Consider the following 20161-nt stretch of genomic DNA (forward strand, 5'->3'; position numbering starts at 1 on the left):
CGAAAACAATAACGAGGCCATTCCCATGCCCACTTACAAAGCGCTGTTGCTCAACCTGCTGTTCGTTGGCAGCCTGGTCGGATTCGATCACAGCCACGCCGCTGGCGACCTGACCCGTCGTACGCAGGCTTTGCCGGATCTGAAGTTCGGTTCCGAGCAGAGCGATTACGCGGTGTCGCAGAAGGAATATCAGCTGGAAACCGGCGTCGCCTACCAGCTCAAGGTCAGCTCCGATGGCCAGAAGGAGTGCGCGTTCCAGGCGCCCGAGTTCGCCCAGTCGATCTATCTGCGCAAGGTCGAGGCCGGTGGTGTGGAGATCAAGGCGATCACGCTGGTCGAGCTGGAGTTCGAGGATGCCGGCGAGGCAGAAATCTTCTTCCTGCCCGTCAAGCCGGGCAGCTACCCGTTCTACTGCAAGGGGCTGCAGAACAAGGGCATGGAAGGCCGGTTCGTGGTCAAGTGAAGCGGACTGGCGCTCGGCGCTGATCACGGGGAGTTGCCGATATGTCCGCACTCTGGCGAATCAATCTGCTGGTCACGTTGCTCTTCACCCTGATCACCATGGTCTGTCTGGCGGTGTTGCTGCGCCAGGCCGCCCACGATGTAAAGCGTGAGCTCGATGCCGCGGCGGCGGTGGTTGGCTATCTCGGCGAGATGGCCGAGCGCGATCCCGACTCGCTGCGCCCGGGCCTGACCGATAGCCTGCGCCACATTCGTGTGCGCTGGCTGGACGCCACTGAATCGATGCCTGTCGGGGTCGATCCAGCGCTCGACGACTTGCTCAGCTCCTGGCTGTACCCCGCCGAACTGTCGTCACCCAGCGTCCTTAAGCTTTCCAACGGCCAGCGGCTGCACATCAGCGTCGATCCGCATGACGAAGTCGAAGAGGTCAGCGATTCGTTGTTGCAGTTGCTGGTGCTGTTCGGCCTGGCGCTGCTGCTCTGCCTGCTGGCGATCCGCTGGGCCGTGCGTCCGGGCATGCGAGTGCTCAGCGAGTTGCTTGGTGCACTGGTGAGCATCGCCGACGGCCGACTCGACACCCGCCTGCCATCGCATCGCTTCGCCGAGTCGCGCAGGCTCGCCGAACGCTTCAATCACATGGCCGCTGCACTCGAAGATGCGCGGGCCGACAATGAGCAACTGACCCAGGCGCTGCTGGCGCTGCAGGAACGTGAACGCACCCGTCTGGCGCAAGCGCTACATGACGACCTCGGCCAGTACCTGGCCGGTATCCGTGCCCGGGCCTGTCTGCTGCGCGTCCAGGCTGAGCAGCCCGACGCCGTTCGCGAGACCGCGGCGCACCTTGAGCAGCACAGCCTCGATCTGCAGAACGGCTTTCGCACGCTGGTGCGAGACCTGTATCCGGTGATGCTCGATCACCTGAACCTGGAAGACGCCATCGGGCAACTCGCTGAGCAGTGGCAGAACACTCAAGGTATCCAATGCGATGTCCAGCTGCGTGGAGCTATTCCAGCACTGTCGATGGACGCCAAGGTGCATCTCTATCGCATGGTGCAGGAGGCGCTGACCAATGTGGCGCGGCATGCGCGCGCGACTCGCGTGTGCCTGCATCTGTGCGGGAATCACAACGGGCTGCGCCTGTTGCTGCGAGACGATGGCCATGGGTTGCCGCCAGAACGGCCGGGCGTCGGCCTGCGCTCGATGGTCGAGCACGCGCGCTGTCTGGGTGCCCGGCTGCGTGTGCGCCACCGCGCCGGCAAGGGTTGGGCGCTCTATCTCAAGTTGCCTTTGCAAGGAGCCACGTCATGAAGATTCTGCTGGTGGATGACCACGCGGTAGTGCGTCAGGGCTACGCGAGCCTGCTCAAGGCTCTGCTTCCCGAGGTGACAGTCAGTGAAGCCGCCAGCGGTGAGCAGGCGCTGGAGCAGGTGCAGGAATCGATTCCCAGCCTGGTCGTGCTCGACCTCGGTCTGCCGGGCATCAGTGGGCTGGAAACTTGCCGGCGCCTGCGTCAGCGGTTGCCGCTGCTGCCGGTGCTGGTGTTCAGCATGCACGACGAGCTGGCACTGGTCCGGCAGGCGCTGGATGCCGGTGCCTCCGGCTACCTGACCAAACGCTGCGCGCCGGACGTGCTGGTGGAGGCGGTGCGCAAGGTGCTTGCCGGGCAGACCTTCATCGAGCAGCCGCTGGCGACCGATCTGGCCTGCCAGCGGCCTTCGCAGTCGCCAATCAAGGGGCGACTGGGCGAAATGACACCTCGTGAGATGGAAATCTTCATCATGCTCGCGCGTGGCATAGGCAATCGGGAGATTGCCGAGCGGCTGTGTATCAGCAGCAAGACCGTCTCGAACCATATGGCCCTGCTGAAAAGCAAGCTGGAGGTCAGCTCCCAGGCCGAGCTCGTGCACCTGGCCATCGACCAAGGCTTGCTCCGCGTCGGTGACCGCATGGTGTGCGAGGCCTGATCGGCCCACAGCTGTTTCGGCTTCCTGCCGCGCTGCCTCTGTATGCAGCGCGACATGTCCGTGTGCTGAAGCCGCAGCACCTCTCCAATTTTTCCCAAGCACCTGCCCGCCTGTAACAGGCGGACGGGGCGCTTGTGCCTTGCGAAAGTCGTGGGCCCGAGCTAGTGCGCTGGTCGTAAGACCAATCTCCATGCGGCCGGGAATTTTTCCCGTTCGAGTCGGGAATTCTTCCCTGTCGGCACCGCGCCGCGGCTCTCGATAATCGCATCTGGCAGGTTGCCAGCATGCGCTTGTCCGCGGTTCTTGCCGCGTCGCGAATGCGGGTGGCCTGGCCAGTCCGATTGGCCAACAAGAACAAGGACCACCCATGCCGTACCAGCTCTGTTGCAGCGCGACGCCCCGACGTACGCTGCTGTCCCTCGCCATCGCCGCGCTGTTGCCGGCATCCGTTCATGCCGAGCAGACGCTCGATCTCGGCAGTCAGGAGGTGGTCGGTACCACGCCGCTGCCGGGCATCGAGCTGCCAAAGGATCAGGTACCGTCCAACATCCAGTCACTGGATGGTGAGGACCTGCGGCGGCTCGGCGGCCAGTCGCTAGCCGAGAAACTGCAGCGCGGGTTGCCCAGCGTCAACGTCAACGAGATTCAGGGCAATCCGTACCAGGCGGACCTCAACTATCGTGGCTTCACCGCCTCGCCACTACTCGGTACGCCGCAGGGGCTTTCAGTTTTCCTCGATGGCGTGCGAGTCAACGAAGCGTTCGGCGATGTGGTGCACTGGGACCTGATCCCGAACACCGCCATTGCCAACATGGCCCTGGTGCCGGGCTCGAACCCGCTGTACGGCCTGAACACCCTGGGCGGCGCGCTGGCGCTGCAAACCAAACGTGGCGATACCCATCCAGGTGGCTCGGCGGAAATCTACGGCGGCTCGTTCGGACGCCAGGGCGGTGCAATCGAACAGGGTGGTAGCCATGAGGAGTTCTCCTGGTACCTGGCCGCCGAAGGCATGGATGAGGACGGCTGGCGTGACCATTCGCCGTCCGAGGTGCGCCAGCTGTTCGGCAAGTTCGCCTGGACTACCGACACCACCGATCTGGCCCTGACGCTGGCGCATGCCGACAACGACCTGATCGGCAACGGCCTGATCCCGGAGAGCATGTACGACCAGCGGCGCGAGTCGATCTTCACCTATCCCGACCAGACCGAGAACCGCAGCCACCTGATGGCCCTGTCCGCCAGCCACTGGCTCAACGACAACGATCGGCTTTCCGGCACGGTCTATCTGCGCCGCACACGTACCGCGACGCTCAATGGCGACGGCAACGATGAGTACGAGGACGAATACGAGGCGTGGGAAGACGGCGGCTTTATCGGCGAAGGGCCGGAAAGCGGCGTGCTGAACCGTACCCGCACCGCGCAACGTGCCTACGGTCTGGCGCTGCAGTGGGCGCGGCATGTAGGTGCGCATCAATTCGCCTTCGGACTGTCCCACGACAACACCCGCGCCAGCTTCCACCAGAGCGAGCAGGGCGGCGAGCTGACCGACGAGCGCGGCATCGCTGCCAGCGAAGAGGAGGAGCAGGCCAACAGCTTGCTGGGGCGCACCCGTACTTCCAGCCTCTATGCCACCGACACCTGGGCGCTGACCGACGCGCTGCAGCTGACCGGCTCGCTGCGCTACAACCGCACGCGCGTGGTCAACACCGATCGCATGGGCGATGCGCTGAATGGCGACTTCACCTATCGCAAGCTCAATCCCGCGCTGGGTTTTGCCTGGCAGCTACAACCGGAGGTCACAGTCTACGGTGGCTTTTCCCAGGGTAACCGTGCCCCGACACCAATCGAGCTGGGCTGCGCGGACCCTGCAAACCCATGCAGCCTGCCAAACGCCATGGCGGCCGACCCCTTCCTCGAGCAGGTTGTCACCCGCACGCTGGAGGTCGGTGTACGCGGCGAACTGGCCGGCGGCACCCGCTGGAACCTCGGGGCTTTCCGCAGCGTGAACCATGATGACCTGCTGTTTGTCGGCACGGGCGGTAGCATGGGCTACTTCACCAACTTTGGCCGCACCCGTCGTCAGGGCATCGAACTGGGTCTGGCTGGCGAGCAGGGGCCATTCGACTGGCGGGTGGACTACACCTTCCTGCACGCCACCTTCCGCTCCGGGGCCTGCATCCTGGCCGAGAACAACAGCACCGAAGGCGAGGGCGGCTGCCCGGACGACGAGATTCGCGTGTCCAGCGGTGACTATCTGCCAGGCCTGCCGAAGCACAACCTCAAGCTGGGGCTGAACTGGAATCTCAATGAGCGCCTGCGAGTCGGCACCAGCGTCCTGGCGTACTCGTCGCAGTACGTGCGCGGCAACGAGAACAACCGTCATCAGCCCAACGACGAGGTAGAGGGCAGCGGCAAGCTGCCAGGTTACGCGGTGGTCAACCTCACTGCCGATTACCGCTTCGCCCGTGACTGGACGCTGTTCGGCCGGGTCGACAACTTCTTCGACAAGCGGTACGCCACCGGCGGTGCGTTGGCCGAGAATTCCTTCGTCGGTGCTGGCAACGCTTTCGAGTCGGACCCGGATGAATGGCGCCACGAGCAGTTCATCGCCCCAGGCGCGCCCCGGGCGGGCTGGGTGGGCGTGCGTTATCGCTGGGATGCGCTATAACCGATCAGTCGCAGCAGCACCGAGCATGCCGGGCCTTTGCGCCCGGCATGTTCGCGTCCGGCCTGGCTGCGGTGTTCGGTGTGCTCGCGGTTCAAGGTTCTGACGTGAAATCGTCACGGGCGATTGCGTATCCTGGCGAGCTTGGCCGATTGGTTGACGGCAGCACAGGAGCACGGATGAACCGCGTCCATCATTACCCCCCCGTCTCGCAACGTGCCGCTGGCGGGTGCCGCTGAGCATGCCGTCACGTCTGCGCATCGTTCTTGCACTCGGCAGTGCACAGACCCTGGCCTGGGGCTCGACCTACTACCTGCCGGCCATTCTCGCCGAACCGATGGCGAGCGAGCTGGGCATTTCCACAGGCAATGTATTCGCTGCATTTTCCCTGGCACTGATCGTCACGGCCGTCCTCGGACCGCTGTCGGGCAAGCGCATCGACCATCATGGCGGGCGCGATGTGCTGGCGCTTTCCAGCGTCGTTTTTGCCGTTGGCCTGGCCATGCTCGGCCTGGCCAACGGACCGCTGATGCTCTGGGCCGGCTGGTTGGTGATCGGCATCGGCATGGCGCTGGGCCTTTACGAGTCGGCCTTCTCCACGCTTGCCGGCATCTACGGTCGCGATGCGCGTGGCGCGATCACCGGCATCACCTTGCTCGCCGGCTTCGCCAGTACGGTGTGCTGGCCGATCAGCGGCTGGTTGAACGCCGAATTCGGCTGGCGCGCCACCTGCCTCACATGGGCCGGAGCGCATCTGCTGCTCGGGCTGCCGTTGAACCGGTTGCTGATCCCGGTTGGCGTGCAGCCGGCTCCGACCGCGGCAGAGCAAGCGCAGACAGACGACCGCTCGGGTGCAGGATTGACCATGGCGTTGCTGGCCTTCGTCTTCGCCGCCACCTGGTTCACCAGCACGGCGATGGCGGCGCACCTGCCACGTCTGTTGCAGGAGTCCGGGCTGTCAGCGGCCGCGGCCATCGGAATCGCGGCGCTGGTCGGACCGGCCCAGGTCGGGGCGCGCTGCCTGGAGTTCGTCCTGCTGCAGCGCTTCCATCCACTGATCTCGGCCCGTCTCGCCGCTATCGCCCATCCCATCGGCGCGGCCAGCGTGATGCTGGTGGGTGCGCCTGCGACCACCGCATTCGTGCTTCTGCATGGCGGCGGCAACGGCATTCTGACCATCGCCAAAGGGACCTTGCCGCTGGCGATATTCGGCCCCCATGGCTATGGCCTGCGCCAGGGGCTGCTGATGGTGCCGGCACGTTTCGCCCAAGCGTTTTCGCCGCTGGTGTTCGCGCTGCTGATCGACGCCTTCGGTACGCGGGCGCTGTGGCTGTCGGCGGCGCTGGGCGTCCTGGCGTATGCCGCGCTGACCTTCCTGCAACGCCGGGCGCATGGGCTGGCCTAACTCCTGTTGACTGCCGCCGAAGCCCTGTCAGCGCGGTAGCGCCGCGAGCAGCATCGCCTGCTGCTCTGCGCTCAGGCCGAGGAACACGCGCAGCGCGGCGTAGGCGTCGTTGGCCGCGTAGGCCTGCTGTGCCACGGTCAGCGCGGGGTTCGCCCAGTTCGAGGTGGCCACGCTGCGGGATTTTTCGATCCGTGCGTCGAGCACCGCGGCCACCGCACCGCGCAGGCCGACCTGACCTTTCTTGCCCTGATAGCGAAGCACCGAGCCCAGGTCCAGCAGACTGGTCGGCCGGATGCCGAGCTTGCCGTGCAGCCTGGAACGATCCGACTTCAGCCCGAAACCGATCTTCGCCAGCGCGGGCGATTGCAGGATTGCGCTGGCCGCTTCGATGCAGCCGGGCACGCCGATCCTGAACAGGTAGGCCTTTGCCGGGGTGGCGAACTGGATCAGGTGCGGACCGCTGGAGACTTCGCCCACCTTGAAGGTCGGTTTGGATTCGGTATCGAAACCGATGCAGGCAAAGCCCATGATTTCCTCCACCGCCGCGCGAAACTCGTCCGCCGTCGCGGGGGTGACGATGCTCGCCGACGTCAGCCCGTCGAAGCGCGGCAGCCCGTCGACGTTCGGATGCTGGCGGATATGAATGATCAGCTTCTGCGTCAAGCTGGCGTCCTCCGAACGCTGATGATCGAGTCAGCCTGAGGCAGCGGTGCCGACTCGGCTGTAGCGCGGCCATCCTTCATGTGCCGATCTGCAGTGACAGGCTCGCCATCAGTTCTTCAACTGGCTGGCGAACTGCCCGACTGCGCTGACCACGCGCTGCGCGCCGTCCTGGATCTCGACGATCACCGCGCCGGCCTGGTTGGCGAATTCCAGTCCGTGCTCGGCCTGGTCGCGGCTCGCGCTCATGCTGTGCACGGCAGCTTGCGCCAGGTCCTGGTTCTTCTGCACCACGCCGACGATCTCCTCGGCAGCCTTGCTGGTGCGGGCCGCCAGCTGGCGAACCTCGTCGGCCACCACGGCGAAGCCACGGCCCTGATCACCGGCCCGTGCGGCTTCGATGGCGGCGTTGAGTGCCAGCAGGTTGGTCTGGTCGGCAATGCCGCTGATGGTCTTGAGGATCGCGCCGATCAGCTGCGATTGCTTGTCCAGCGCTTCGATACCGTCGGAGGCTTCCTGCATCTGCTGGGCGATACGATGCATAACTTCGACCGTTTGCTGGACCACTTGCGCGCCGCGCTGGGCGCTGAGATCGGTGTGCTGGGAGGTGTCGTAGGCAATCGTTGCGGCATCGGCCACAGCCATCTCACGGTTGACCTGGTCGGTGATGACGGTGGCGAACTTGATCACCTTGTATAGCTTGCCGTAGGCATCGAGCACCGGGTTGTAGGACGCCTCGAGCCAGACGGTCTGACCGTGGGCATCGATACGCTTGAAGCGTTCGGCGATGTACTCGCCACGGTTGAGGCTAGCCCAGAATTCGCGATAGGCCGGCGACTCGCTTTCCTCACGTTCACAGAACATGCGGTGGTGCTTGCCCCTGATTTGCTCGAGGCGGTAGCCCATGCCGTCGAGGAACCGCTGGTTGGCGGTGATGACATGCCCGCCGAGGTCAAACTCGATCACCGCGGTGGAGCGCAACAGCGCGTTGATTACGCTTTCGTGCTCGCGTGAGGTCTCGATGGTGCGGGTCAGGTTAGTGGCGCATAGCGTGAAGTGGTGCAACGTGCCATCCGAGCCCGTGATCGGCTGCCAGATCGAACGCAGCCAGGCTTCCTGGCCGTCAGCCTGCAGCAGTCGGTAGGCGCCGCTGATGTGCTCCGCGCGCTGCATGGCGGTCTTGAGGCGTGAGTAGTTCGGTTCGGTACGAAACTGCTGGCTGAAGAAGTCGTCGACGGAGCGGCCGATGAGATCGTCGCGGCGATAACCCATTTCGCTGAGGAACAGCTCGTTGGCGTGCTGAATGCGTCCTTGCGGGTCCAGTTCCAGGACCATCATCTCCCTGTACAACGAGTTCTTGATCTGCTGATTGACTGCGGCTTCCTCGCGCAATTCAGCCAGTTCCCGTTTCAGGTTCTTGTTGAACATTTATTGGCATCCGGTGAAGGGCAAGACAGCCCAGTCACTTGATCGGCGCCTGAGTCATTTTCCTGAGGTTGCCAGCCAATGGTTTGCTCTATACCGGCGATTGAAATGGCCTATCGGCGGGTTTCATTTCTCCCAATCGACCGGGCAGTCCTTGCAGCCTTCCATGTTGGTGGCTTGAAACGTCGCGTAGTGCCGGCGCGCGCCGGTTAGCACGGCGTTGCCCAGGTTGGCGTCGTTGAGCTTGGCTTCCTGCAGGTTGGCATCGGTCAGATCGGCACCCTCGAGATCGGCCTTGCTCAGCCAGGTCATTTCCAGGTCGGCGGCGTGCAGCGTGCTGCCGTGCATCCTGGCGCCACTCATGCGGGCGAACTCAAGGTAGGCGCCAGTGAGGTCGGCTCCCTTGAACTGGGCGGCCTGGGCGAACAGGCCCCAGCCCTGGATGGCGATCAGCCGGGCATTGGTGAAATTGGCCAGGCGCAGGTTGGCCTGTTGCAGGCTGGCGCGGTTAAGCGTGGCGCCGGTTAGGTTGGCTTTTTCCAGATTGGCCAGGTCGAGGTTGGCGTGGCGCAGGTTGGCGCCGGAGAGGTTGGCACCGGCGAGGTTGATGCGGCGCAGGTCCTGATTGCTGAGGTCGGCGCCGCGCAGATCGGCGTTGGCACATTGGCTCTCGGGCTGGAGTACGCAGCCGTTGATCGTCAGAGGGCCGTCATCCGCGGCGAAGGCGGACGCGCTGGCGAACAGGGCCAGTGGCAGTAGCAAGCGGTTAGGGCTGTTCATGGAAAGTCACCTGGGGCAGGGCAATAGAGAAAAGCGGTCGCGTGGCGTTTCTGGCCTGTCGGCGAGAGCGCCAACCCGGAGCCGGCTGGGCCAGACGCGCCGCGTGAGCCGCTGTACGTTGAAAACACGAGGCGTGCCCGCGCGGTGGCGGGCACGGCTCGGCTCATCGCTTGGCGGTCTTCTTCTCCCAATCCGGAAGCTTGAATACCCAGAAGGAACCACCCTGGGCGACCGGCTTGGTCAGTACGGCCATGTCGCCGCCCCACAGTGGCACGGCGCCGCCGTAACCGACCGTCACGCCGATGTACTGCTCGCCGTCCTGCTCCCAGGTCACAGGCGGGGAAATCACGCCGCTGCCGGTCTGGAATTTCCACAGCTCGTCACCGGTTTTGGCGTTGAAGGCCTTGAAGTAGCCGTCGCTGGTGCCGGTGAAGACCAGATTGCCCTTGGTCGCCAGCACGCCGGCCCACAATGGCAGTTTTTCCTTGTGTTCCCAGGCCACCTTGCCGGTGGTCGGGTCCATGGCGCGCAGGATACCGACGTGGTCGTCGTACATGCGCTTGATGCGGAAGCCCTGGCCGAGATAGGCCGAGCCCTTCTTGTAGCTGACTTCCTCGGTCCAGTAGTCCTCTTTCCAGTGGTTGGCCGGTACGTAGAACAGGCCGGTGTCCTGGCTGTAGGCCATGGGGTTCCAGTTCTTGCCGCCGAGGAAGGGTGGGGATACTTCGACCGACTTGCCGTGCTTCTCGCCCGGCTCCGGTTTGGGTGGGCGCTGACCCTCGTTCTCCACTGGTCGACCGGTTTTCAGGTCGATATGGCTGGCCCAGGTGATGCCGTCGACGAAGGGGAAGGCGTTCTGCAGCTTGCCGTCCTTGCGGTCGACGACATAGAAGAAGCCGTTGCGGTCGGCGTGGGCCGTGGCCTTGACGGTCTTGCCGTTCTTGTCCTTGTAATCGAACAGCACCAGCTCGTTGTTGCCGGAGAAGTCCCAGGCATCGTTCGGGGTGTGCTGGTAGAACCACTTCACCTCGCCGGTGCTCGGATCCACGCCGACCTGCCCGGAGGTGTAGAGGCTGTCGTAATCCTTCGGGTCGCCGCCATCGCTGGTGCGCTCCCAGCCGTTCCACGGGGCGGGGTTGCCGGCACCGACGATGATGGTGTTGGTCTCCGGGTCGAAGCTCGCACTCTGCCACGGCGCGCCGCCGCCCTGGCTCCAGGCTTCCTTCTTGCCGGTCGGGTGGTTGGGATCGTCCGGCCAGGACGGCGCCTTGATGTCGCCGGTCGGCGTGCTGTCCTTGCCGTTGAGACGACCCATGTGGCCCTCGACGAAGGGGCGCATCCAGACTTCTTCGCCGGTATCCGGGTCGCGTGCGAACAGTTTGCCGACGATGCCGAACTCGTCACCGGAGCTGCCGTGTACCAGCAGCACCTTGCCGGTCTTGGCGTCTTTGACCAGCGTCGGTGCGCCGGTCATGGTGTAGCCGGCGCCGTGATCGCCGAACTTCTTGTTCCAGACGACCTTGCCGGTGTCCTTGTTCAGCGCCACGACACGGGCGTCGAGGGTGCCGAAGTAGATCTTGTCGCCGTAGATGGCGGCACCGCGGTTGACCACGTCGCAGCACGGGCGGATATCGTCGGGCAGGCGATGGGCGTAACTCCACAGGCGCTTGCCGGTCTTGGCATCGAGGGCGAAGACGCGCGAATAGGAGCCGGTCACGTAGATCACGCCGTCATGGACGATGGCCTGGGATTCCTGGCCGCGCTGTTTCTCGTCACCGAAGGAGAACGACCAGGCCGGGGTCAGCTTGAATACGTTGTCTTCATTGACCTGTGCCAGCGGACTCCAGCGTTGCGCACTGGTGCCCATGCCGTATTGCAGGACGTTCTCGGTGGACAGATGATCCTTGGCGATGTCTTCCCAGCTGACCGGCTTGGCCTGAGCGGCAGCGGCCAGCGCCAGGCTACCAGCCAGTGTCAGGCATTGCACAGCGAGGGCGAGCGGACGGGGTGTGCCGGGGTGCGATCTTGTTGTCATGGTTGCGATTCCCTTGGTCGATTCGAACGAGGCCGCCGCATCCGGCTGGCCTGGCGATTCGATTATTGGGAGCGCGCCGTGGGCGCCGACACGGAAAAGCTCCCGCCGATGCCGGGAATCCTTCCCGAACCCTGCTGATTTAGCCTTGCTACCTCTGGGGGGCGGGAGGCGGTAGCAAAACCCAGTACCAAGGGAGGAGATGCAGGCATCCAAAGCAGGATTCTGCCGATGCACCGACACGGCCAACATGACCACCATGCGCTCCGATGGGGCTGCCTTGCACAGGTTCTCGAATAGAGGGTGGTAGTCATGAATAACAAGATCTTTTTGCGCTCACTGCTGGCAGCGGGTGTTCTCGGTATGTCCGGCCTGGTTCTGGCGCATGGCGACGTGACGCCGCAAGCGGTCAACACCAAGGGCCTGCCGCAACTCGGTGAAGAATGGCTGGACGAGAACCCCTATCGTGCGCCCAACGAGCACCACGACCTGGCGGTCGAGATCGGTTCCTCCGCCTACAACCAGAACTGCGCGCGTTGCCACGGTCTGGAAGCCATTTCTGGCGGTATCGCCCCCGACCTGCGTGAGCTGGAAGCCAGCTACGACGGCGACGAGTGGTACAAGGAGCGCGTGATCAATGGCGCGGTCCGTGACGGTGCTGTGTACATGCCGCGCATGGCCGACACCCTCAGCCAGGAAGCGCTGTGGGCGATCCGGACCTATATCGAAAGCGAAGCGGCCAAGCAGTGATGAACGCCGTCCGGCTGGTTCTGTCGCTGTGGCTGGCACTGTGCTGCGCACTGGCGCAGGCGGACGTGGTCAAGGTGCGCGCCTTCGATGACATCATCGAATCCGGCGTGCTCAAGGTGGCGATGTACGAGAATTTCCCGCCGTACAGCTACCAGCAGGATGGCGAGCCGCGCGGTGTCGATGTGGAGCTCGCACGCAAGCTCGCCGAAGGGCTGGACCTGAAACTGGAAGTGCTGTGGGTAACGCCGGACGAAACCCTCGACGACGACCTGCGCAACTTCATCTGGAAGGGCCACTACCTGCGGCCTGGTGTGCTGGCAGACGTGATGCTGCGTGTGCCCTACGACCGCGAGTTCGCCTACAAGCGCAACGAGCTGGGTGAAGTGATCAACGAGCTGGTGGTGATGTTCGCGCCCTACCAGCGCGAGCGCTGGCAGACCGCGTATGACGACCGCCGCATCGACGAGGTGCCGAGCGTGGCGGTCTTTCAATATCACCCGATCGGCGTCGAAGTGGACAGTGTGCCCTCGTTCTACCTGTCTTCGGTATTCGAGGGTCGACTGGCGAAGCACACCCACCACTACCCGAGCATCCGCGAGGCATTCGCTGCGCTGCAGCAGGGCGAGGTGGACGCCACCATGGCCATGCGCGCGGAGATCGAGTGGCTGCTCGAGCAGGCCGACGACAAGCACCTGAAGCTCGCCGAGAACGCTTACCCGAACATGGGCAAGCAGGTATGGGATCTTGGCATGGCGGTGCATGAATCCAACCGCCAACTGGCCTATGCGCTGGAAGAAGTGCTGGAGCCGCTGATACTCGAAGGCGAGCTGGAAAAGCTCTACGCCAGCTACGGCTTGAGCTACGAGCTGCCCGGGTTGTACCAGGATGTGGAGAGCGACGTGGCCGGGCGCTGACCGGTCGCGCCATGCCGATCCCGCTGCGGATCGCTGTTCGAGGAGTCGACATGAGCGTCCGAGTCTTGCTGCTGCTGATGGTCTTTCACGCGCCGAGCGCCCTGGCGGCGGAGGCCGATCCGCTGCAATCGGTGATGTGGGAATACCACCACAAGGGCTTGCTCAACAGCGAGCCCTATGTGTTCGACGAGCGCGTAAAGGTCCAGGTGCCGCCATTCGCCGAGGATTCGCGACAGGTGCCGGTGCACATCGATGCCAGAGCCCTCGGTGACGAGGTGGTGCGTATCGAGGCCTGGGCCGACCTCAATCCCATTCCACGTATTTTCACCTTCACGCCCGGCGAGCAGGTCGTGCCGCTGGTCGCCATCCGCATACGCGTGGAACAGGCAACACCGATCCGTGCGGCGGTGCTGACCCGTGATGGCGTCTGGCACATCGGTTCGGCCAAGGTCGATGCTGCTGGTGGCGGCTGTACGGCCCCGAGCGTGGTGCGTGCCCAGCCAGGCTGGGAAGACCGCCTCGGTGAGGTCATCGGTGGGCGCTTCGCCCGCGGCGATTTCAGTCGTTTGCGCCTGCAGGTCTCCCATCCGATGGATAACGGCCTGGTCGGCGGCATACCCGAATTCTTTCTCAACCAGGCCGAGTTGCGCGATGCCGACGGTCAGGTCCTGGCGGAGCTGGAACTGTATCCGGCTGTCGCCGAAAACCCGAGTCTGAGCCTGGAAGTGAAGGGCGCGCAGGACACCCGCCTGTGGCTGCGTGACAACAACGGCAACGAGTTCGAAGCCGCGCTCTGAGCTGACCAGCCCGCGTTTTCTCCGAGAGCCAGCAACCAAGCCAAGGAGGCGTCATGCGCCTGTTGCTCCTGATGTTCGCGTTCTGTCTGACCCTGCCCGCATACGCCGAGCTGCGTTACACGCTGCAGCCGCGGCAGATCGCCGATGACGTCTGGCTGCTGGAGGGCTCGACGGACAACTTCGACAAGGCCAATGGCGGCAATATCGTCAACACCGGCTTCATCGTCACCGCGGCCGGCGTGGTGGTGATCGACAGCGGCCCGTCGCGGCGTTATGGCGAGGCGATGCGCGCGGCCATCGCGAGCGTTACCGATCGTCCGGTCATCAAGCTGCTGCTGACTCATCATCACCCCGACCACGTCCTCGGCAACCAGGCATTTGCCGACGTGCCCATCGCTGCGCTCGCTGGCACGACCGAGCTGTTGCGCGAGCAGGGCAACGCCATGGCCGAGAACATGTACCGCCTGGTTGGTGACTGGATGCGCGGTACGGAAGTGGTGCTGCCATCCGAGACCCTGGCGCCCGGCACGCTGGAGATCGGCGGGCGCTCCCTGCGCCTGCTCTCTCTGCGCGGTCACACCGGTGCCGATCTGGCCATTCTCGACGAACGCAGTGGCGTGCTCTTCGCCGGCGACATCCTGTTCTACCAGCGCGCGCTGACCACGCCCAACAGCCCAGGCCTGGATGTCTGGCTGGAAGACCTCGATACCCTAGAGGCGCTGCCCTGGAAGCGGCTGGTCGCCGGCCACGGCCCGGTGGCCGATGATGCCGCGCCGTTCGTGCAGATGCGCGACTACCTCGGCTGGCTGGACGGCCTGCTGCGTGAAGCCGCCAGTGGCGGAGCGGACATGAACGAGGTTATCCAGAGCCCGATCCCTGAGCGCTTCGCCGGCATCAGCCTGACCCGCTACGAGCTGATCCGGAGCGTCAGCCATCTGTATCCGCGTTACGAAGCGATGGCGCTGCAGCGCGTCGACGAGTGAAGGCGCGCCCGCGGCGCGCCGGTTGATGGTCGACTCCAATCACTGCAGCTGTAGCTGATCACCGCGCTCCTGCTGCCAGTCGTCCAGGCTCGGCGCGGCTTCTTCGCCGTCCATGCGATGGATGATGATGAAATAGTCCTGCTTGAAGCGATCCTGCATGATCTCGCTGCGATCGCGAACCCGTACCGCGTAGATGCTCTGGACGTTCTGGTGGTCGAAGTCGCGCCAGTACTGCTCGTCCTTCAACAGGCTGTAGCGATGGTTCTCCAGCGCGGTGATGACGGCTTCGCTATCCAGTCGGCCCGCGCGCCGCACGGCATCGGCCCACTGCCGGACGATGCCGTAGGCCGACGCCGCGGTGCTGCCGGGGTAGGCCTGATGCAACGCGATGTAGCGCTCGACGAACGCCTGACCGGTTTCGCTCTTTTCTCGCTGCGGTACCCGCCAGGTCCAGGCTTCGGTGCCGATCACGTTTTCCATCACAAGCGGTCCGGCTTGCTCGACAATGCTCTGGTTGAGGTTGGGCGCGATGATCTGCATGCGCTTGCCCAGCTCCAGGGTGTGCGCCAGGCGCATGGTTTGCACTAGGTCCTGGCCGAGCAGAACGATCACCAGCACATCCGCATCACTGGCGGCAGCCTTCTGCAGTGCGCTCAGGTAGTCATCGCGGCGGGCACCTCGCGCGGCGATCTTCGAGTAGCCGTGGCGTGCGCGGTCGCGGCTCTTGGTCGCTTCACGCAGGGCCTGCTCCATGCTGTGGCCCCAGGCATCGTCGAGGCTGATGTAGTGGTAGCGGCGATTGGGCATGTGCCAGCTGAGGTACTCGCCGAGTACCCGCGCGCTCATCCAGGCACTGTTGGATTCGCGGAATAGATGCCGATGGCCGTCTCGTCCGGTGATCTCGTTGGCGTAGCCGAGGGTGGGGAAGTACAGCAGTCCGAGTTCGCGGGCGCGCTGGCCGGCGCTCATCGCCTCTTCGCTGTTGGCGCCGCCGAAGATCATCGCTGCGCCCTGTTTGGCGAAACGGTCGACGTTGGCACGCGCCTTTTCCGCGCGCGCGGCCGAATTCAGGCTGACCAGCTCCAGGCGTCGGCCCAGCAAACCACCACCCTGGTTGATCTGGTCGACGGCAAGCAGGGCGCCACGGCGTAGCTCCAGACCTTCGGACTTGTAGTTGCCGGTGCTCGGGTAGTTGAGACCCAGACGGATCGGTTCGGCCGCATGGGCGCTTTGTAGTGTGAAGACGAGGAAGGCGATGATCAGGGTAGGGTGAAGCATGGCTCTTATCCTTCTGAGCGAGGGGGCATCCGTTTTAGGGGGTAGGGGGGGCCGGCGGAATTGTCTTTTCCGGCCGAATAGGTGCGACTTTCGGTGCCGCCCGGCATTGGCAGCGGGCGGAATCACGCGTCTTTCTTGGCCTGCGGCGGCGTATTGCTACCAAGGGAGGAGGAAAATCGGTACTGCGGGCAATTGTTGGCGAGGCGGTGCAAACCAAGAATCAACAACAGACCGGGAAAATTTCCCGGCATAACAATGAACCCGCAGAGGTAGCCGCAATGAAGCACACCGGTCTTCGCAAGCCCTTCGCCTTGACGGCGCTATGCGCCGCGGTGGCGATGTCCAGCCTGCACGCCTGGGCCGTAACCGACCAGGAAATCCTCAACGACGCCAAATCCACCGATCAGATCGTCACCAACGGTCTGGGTTTGCAGGGCCAGCGCTACAGTACGCTGGACACGTTGAATACCAATAACATCAATCAGTTGCGACCGGTTTGGGGCTTCTCTCTCGGCGGTGAAAAGCAGCGCGGTCAGGAAGCGCAGCCGCTGATCAAGGACGGCGTGATGTACATCACCGGCTCCTACTCGCGTGTATATGCACTGGACGCCCGTACCGGCAAGGAACTGTGGCAGTACGATGCCCGCCTGCCCGACGGCATCATGCCGTGCTGTGACGTGATCAACCGTGGTGTCGCGCTGTATGGCGATCTGGTGATCTTCGGCACCCTGGATGCCAAGCTGGTCGCCCTGAACAAGGACACCGGCAAGGTGGTCTGGAAGAAGACTGTCGCCGACTACAAGGCCGGTTACTCGCTGACCGCCGCGCCGCTGGTGGTGAATGGCAAGCTGATCACCGGCGTCTCCGGTGGTGAGTTCGGCGTGGTCGGTAAGATCGAAGCCTACGACGCGAAGAACGGTGAACTGCTGTGGACCCGCCCGACCGTGGAAGGCCACATGGGTTACGTCTGGAAGGACGGCAAGAAGGTCGAGAGCGGTATCTCCGGAGGCGAAGCCGGCAAGACCTGGCCGGGCGACCTGTGGAAGACCGGCGGTGCAGCTCCATGGCTGGGCGGCTACTACGATCCGGACACCGATTCGCTGCTGTTCGGTACCGGTAACCCGGCGCCGTGGAACTCGCACCTGCGCCCTGGCGACAACCTGTACTCGTCCTCGCGTCTGGCGCTGGACCCGAATGACGGCTCGATCAAGTGGCACTTCCAGTCCACCCCGCATGACGGCTGGGACTTCGACGGCGTCAACGAGCTGATCTCCTTCGACTACAAGGACGGCGGCAAGACCATCAAGGCTGCCGGCACCGCAGACCGTAACGGCTTCTTCTACGTGCTCGATCGCACCAACGGCAAGTTCATCCGTGGCTTCCCGTTCGTTGACAAGATCACCTGGGCCAAGGGCCTGGACAAGACTGGCCGTCCGATCTATGACGAAGCCCACCGCCCGGGCAATCCTGCCGACGCGGACAAGGGCAAGTCGGTGTTCGTCGCACCGTCCTTCCTCGGTGGCAAGAACTGGATGCCAATGGCCTACAGCCAAGACACCGGCCTGTTCTACGTGCCGTCCAACGAGTGGGGCATGGACATCTGGAACGAAGGCGTATCCTACAAGAAGGGTGCCGCCTACCTGGGTGCCGGCTTCACCATCAAGCCGCTCAACGACGACTTCATCGGTGTGCTGCGCGCAATCGATCCGAAGACCGGCAAGGAAGTGTGGCGCTACAACAACTACGCTCCGCTGTGGGGCGGCGTGTTGGCCACCAAGGGCAACCTGGTATTCACCGGCAACCCTGAGGGCTACCTGATGGCCTTCGACGCCAAGACCGGCAAGAAGGTCTACGAGTTCAACACCGGCTCGGGCGTCATCGGTTCTCCGGTCACTTGGGAAATGGATGGCGAGCAGTACGTTTCCGTTCTCTCCGGCTGGGGTGGTGCGGTACCGCTGTGGGGCGGCGAGGTCGCCAAGCGCGTGAAGGACTTCAACCAGGGCGGTATGGTCTGGACCTTCAAGCTGCCGAAGGATCTGGTCGCCAAGCGCTGATCAGCCTGCGTTACGCAAACCCGGCGACCGTCGGGTTTGCGCAAACAGAACCCCGGTCGTCATGGCCGGGGTTTTGTCGTTCTGGCGCCAGGGATAGGCAGCTCATGCCTGGCGATAGGCGCTGGGGGTAACGCCCACCTCGCGGCGGAAAACCTGGGAGAAGTGGCTCGGGCTCGAATAGCCCACTTCCAGCCCGATATCGATGACGCTGCGCTGCGTTTCAATCAGCAGCCGTCGCGCCCGTGCCATGCGCAGGCCGATGAAGTACTGAGACGGCGAAAGCCCGGTGGCTCGTTTGAACATCCGGCTGAAGTGGTACTCGCTCAGCTCGGCGGTTCGTGCCAGCTGAGCAAGACTGAAATCGTCGGCCAACTGCGCATCCATCGCCTCGATGACCCGGCGCAGCTTGTAGGCCGGCAAGGCGTTGCTGCGCCGGACGGCGTCTTGCCGATCCCGATAGTGGCGCACCAGATGCACGGCCAGTGCCCGGGCCAGGCCGCGAACGCAGAGCGGGCTGGGCTGGCGCTGCTCGACCAGCTCGTGGTGCAGCTTCTCCATCAACCAGCGAACCGTGTCGTCGTGGGCGCCGGAGACGTCCCGCAAGGCAACCGCTGTGCTCTGCGGCCCGAGCAGTTCCCGTGCGGCCTGGTCGATGAGCGGCAGGCCGAGATACAGGTGCATCACCTCGAATTGCTCACCTTCCAGCGTCTGCCAGCGCATTTCGTACGGCTCGTGGGTATCGGTCAGGAAGAAGTCGCCGGCGCTGACGGTTGCTGCGCTCCATTGCCCACCAGGCGCACGTTCCTCGACTCGTGCCGCACCGGCCAGTACCAGCACCAGCAGCGGCTCCAACACTGCCGGTACCTGTATCGGCTCGACGATCGTGCGATGGCTGAACAGCTGCACCACCACGTCCTGCATCGGCGGCTGCTGTGCGGTCGCGCGCGCTTCACCAGGCAGGTAATGGCTCATCGACTGCGGGCAGGTCTGCCCCGCATGGGGCCGTGGCGGGGCTTGTGATAACCGCGGCATGACGTGCTCCTGGCAAACATTTGAAAGCGTTCAGCGCCGAAAGGTTAGCGCAGGACCCTGCGCGCCGGCAGATCACTGCTGCGCGCAAAACTGCGACAGCCAGCGCAAGCGTGCGAAAGCCCGGCCTGCTGCGATGGGAGACAGTTAACCCATCGCGCCTCGTGGCGCAGCCCGAAAGAGAGGAGAGCACCATGACTGATTCGAATAACATCGTCGTTCAGGAAGTTGCAGGCAAGGTCGCGCTGGTCACCGGCGCCGCCAGCGGCATCGGCAGGGCGATTGCCTTGTTGTTGCACGATCGGGGCGCCAAGGTCATCGCCGAAGACATCAACCCGGCTGTCGAGAAACTCGCTCGACCAGGTTTGGTGCCACTGCTGGCGGACATTACCGAGGATGGCGCAGCCGAATGTGCGGTCGGCCTGGCCATCGAGCATTTTGGCCGGCTGGATATCCTGGTCAACAACGCCGGCATCATCATCAACAAGCGGGTGGTGGACATGAGCCGCGAGGATTGGGAGCGCATCCAGGCGGTCAATGCCACGGCGGCGTTCCTGCATTGTCGCGAAGCGGTCAAGGCGATGATGCCCAACCGCTCGGGGGCGATCGTCAACATCGCTTCCTACGCGTCCTATTTCGCCTTCCCGACCATCGCCGCGTACACGGCCTCGAAAGGCGCGCTGGCCCAGCTGACCCGCACACTGGCGCTGGAGGCGATCGAGCATGGCATCCGGGTCAACGCCATCGGCGTAGGCGATGTGGTGACCAACATCCTCAACGACGTGGTCGAGGACGGCCCGGGCTTTCTTGCCCAGCATGGCGAAGCCGCACCCATCGGGCGCGCGGCGCAACCGGAGGAGATCGCCGAGATCGTCGCCTTTCTCGCCTCGGAGCGGGCGAGCTTCATGGTGGGCTCGGTGGTCATGGCCGATGGCGGCATGACAGTTACGGCCGGCTGAGCCG

Annotated in this window: 17 protein-coding genes; 11 read left to right on the forward strand and 6 right to left on the reverse strand. The window is 64.1% G+C overall.

All coding sequences use genetic code 11. From position 1 onward, the window contains the following. The first annotated feature begins 25 nt into the window (after window positions 1-25). From LLJ08_RS09860 to LLJ08_RS09880, 5 genes are all read left to right on the forward strand, one after another. Entirely contained in the window at window positions 26-463 is a 438-nt protein-coding gene (locus tag LLJ08_RS09860; RefSeq protein WP_014820096.1) for a cupredoxin domain-containing protein, read from the forward strand. Between the two features lie 41 nt (window positions 464-504). Beyond that, window positions 505-1770 (forward strand): HAMP domain-containing sensor histidine kinase, encoded by a 1266-nt coding sequence (locus tag LLJ08_RS09865; RefSeq protein ID WP_023446939.1) that lies wholly within the window; start codon window positions 505-507, stop codon window positions 1768-1770. Next, entirely contained in the window at window positions 1767-2426 is a 660-nt protein-coding gene (locus tag LLJ08_RS09870) for a response regulator transcription factor (RefSeq protein WP_023446938.1), read from the forward strand. Before LLJ08_RS09865 ends, LLJ08_RS09870 begins: the two co-directional genes overlap by 4 nt. A gap of 367 nt (window positions 2427-2793) precedes the next feature. Continuing rightward, window positions 2794-5094 carry a TonB-dependent receptor gene (locus LLJ08_RS09875; protein WP_228208839.1) on the forward strand — a complete coding sequence of 767 codons (2301 nt, stop codon included), beginning with the start codon at window positions 2794-2796 and terminating at the stop codon, window positions 5092-5094. A 238-nt stretch (window positions 5095-5332) separates the two neighbouring features. Beyond that, window positions 5333-6496 (forward strand): MFS transporter, encoded by a 1164-nt coding sequence (locus tag LLJ08_RS09880; protein ID WP_228208840.1) that lies wholly within the window; start codon window positions 5333-5335, stop codon window positions 6494-6496. Window positions 6497-6523: 27 nt separating this feature from the next. On the opposite strand, the gene LLJ08_RS09885 is transcribed toward LLJ08_RS09880, so the two are convergent. From LLJ08_RS09885 to exaA, 4 genes are all read right to left on the reverse strand, one after another. After that, window positions 6524-7159, reverse strand: coding sequence for a 3'-5' exonuclease family protein (locus LLJ08_RS09885; RefSeq protein ID WP_046618941.1), 636 nt, complete (start codon window positions 7157-7159; stop codon window positions 6524-6526). A 108-nt stretch (window positions 7160-7267) separates the two neighbouring features. Then, entirely contained in the window at window positions 7268-8584 is a 1317-nt protein-coding gene (locus LLJ08_RS09890; protein ID WP_228208841.1) for a methyl-accepting chemotaxis protein, read from the reverse strand. Window positions 8585-8707: 123 nt separating this feature from the next. Beyond that, window positions 8708-9361 (reverse strand): pentapeptide repeat-containing protein, encoded by a 654-nt coding sequence (locus tag LLJ08_RS09895; RefSeq protein WP_213574477.1) that lies wholly within the window; start codon window positions 9359-9361, stop codon window positions 8708-8710. A 163-nt stretch (window positions 9362-9524) separates the two neighbouring features. Next, the gene (gene exaA / locus LLJ08_RS09900; RefSeq protein ID WP_228208842.1) at window positions 9525-11396 is read right to left on the reverse strand and encodes a quinoprotein ethanol dehydrogenase; all 1872 of its coding nucleotides are present in this window, start codon (window positions 11394-11396) and stop codon (window positions 9525-9527) included. A gap of 309 nt (window positions 11397-11705) precedes the next feature. Between exaA and pedF the strand changes: the two genes are divergently transcribed. From pedF to LLJ08_RS09920, 4 genes are read left to right on the forward strand one after another with little or no spacing between them, the layout of a single operon-like run. Next, the gene (gene pedF / locus LLJ08_RS09905) at window positions 11706-12143 is read left to right on the forward strand and encodes a cytochrome c-550 PedF (RefSeq protein WP_023445273.1); all 438 of its coding nucleotides are present in this window, start codon (window positions 11706-11708) and stop codon (window positions 12141-12143) included. Continuing rightward, window positions 12143-13057, forward strand: a complete 915-nt coding sequence (locus LLJ08_RS09910; RefSeq protein WP_101275877.1) for a substrate-binding periplasmic protein — start codon at window positions 12143-12145, stop codon at window positions 13055-13057. Before pedF ends, LLJ08_RS09910 begins: the two co-directional genes overlap by 1 nt. A gap of 50 nt (window positions 13058-13107) precedes the next feature. After that, window positions 13108-13854, forward strand: coding sequence for a quinoprotein dehydrogenase-associated SoxYZ-like carrier (locus LLJ08_RS09915; protein WP_014820106.1), 747 nt, complete (start codon window positions 13108-13110; stop codon window positions 13852-13854). A gap of 53 nt (window positions 13855-13907) precedes the next feature. Next, on the forward strand, window positions 13908-14837 hold the full coding sequence (locus LLJ08_RS09920) for a quinoprotein relay system zinc metallohydrolase 1 (protein WP_041013705.1): 930 nt from the start codon (window positions 13908-13910) through the stop codon (window positions 14835-14837). Between the two features lie 39 nt (window positions 14838-14876). Here LLJ08_RS09920 and LLJ08_RS09925 read toward each other — a convergent pair whose 3' ends face one another. Continuing rightward, window positions 14877-16115 carry a substrate-binding protein gene (locus LLJ08_RS09925; protein WP_228208843.1) on the reverse strand — a complete coding sequence of 413 codons (1239 nt, stop codon included), beginning with the start codon at window positions 16113-16115 and terminating at the stop codon, window positions 14877-14879. Window positions 16116-16393: 278 nt separating this feature from the next. Here LLJ08_RS09925 and LLJ08_RS09930 point away from each other — a divergent pair, with 278 nt between their 5' ends. After that, complete coding sequence (locus LLJ08_RS09930) at window positions 16394-18169, forward strand: PQQ-dependent methanol/ethanol family dehydrogenase (protein WP_045665660.1); 1776 nt, start codon at window positions 16394-16396, stop codon at window positions 18167-18169. A gap of 102 nt (window positions 18170-18271) precedes the next feature. On the opposite strand, the gene LLJ08_RS09935 is transcribed toward LLJ08_RS09930, so the two are convergent. Further along, the gene (locus LLJ08_RS09935) at window positions 18272-19141 is read right to left on the reverse strand and encodes a helix-turn-helix domain-containing protein (protein ID WP_228208922.1); all 870 of its coding nucleotides are present in this window, start codon (window positions 19139-19141) and stop codon (window positions 18272-18274) included. A 251-nt stretch (window positions 19142-19392) separates the two neighbouring features. Here LLJ08_RS09935 and LLJ08_RS09940 point away from each other — a divergent pair, with 251 nt between their 5' ends. Beyond that, window positions 19393-20157, forward strand: coding sequence for an SDR family NAD(P)-dependent oxidoreductase (locus tag LLJ08_RS09940; RefSeq protein WP_228208844.1), 765 nt, complete (start codon window positions 19393-19395; stop codon window positions 20155-20157). The last annotated feature ends 4 nt before the right edge of the window (window positions 20158-20161 follow it).

Source organism: Stutzerimonas chloritidismutans, from assembly GCF_020783375.1.
GTDB classification, from domain to species: domain Bacteria; phylum Pseudomonadota; class Gammaproteobacteria; order Pseudomonadales; family Pseudomonadaceae; genus Stutzerimonas; species Stutzerimonas kunmingensis.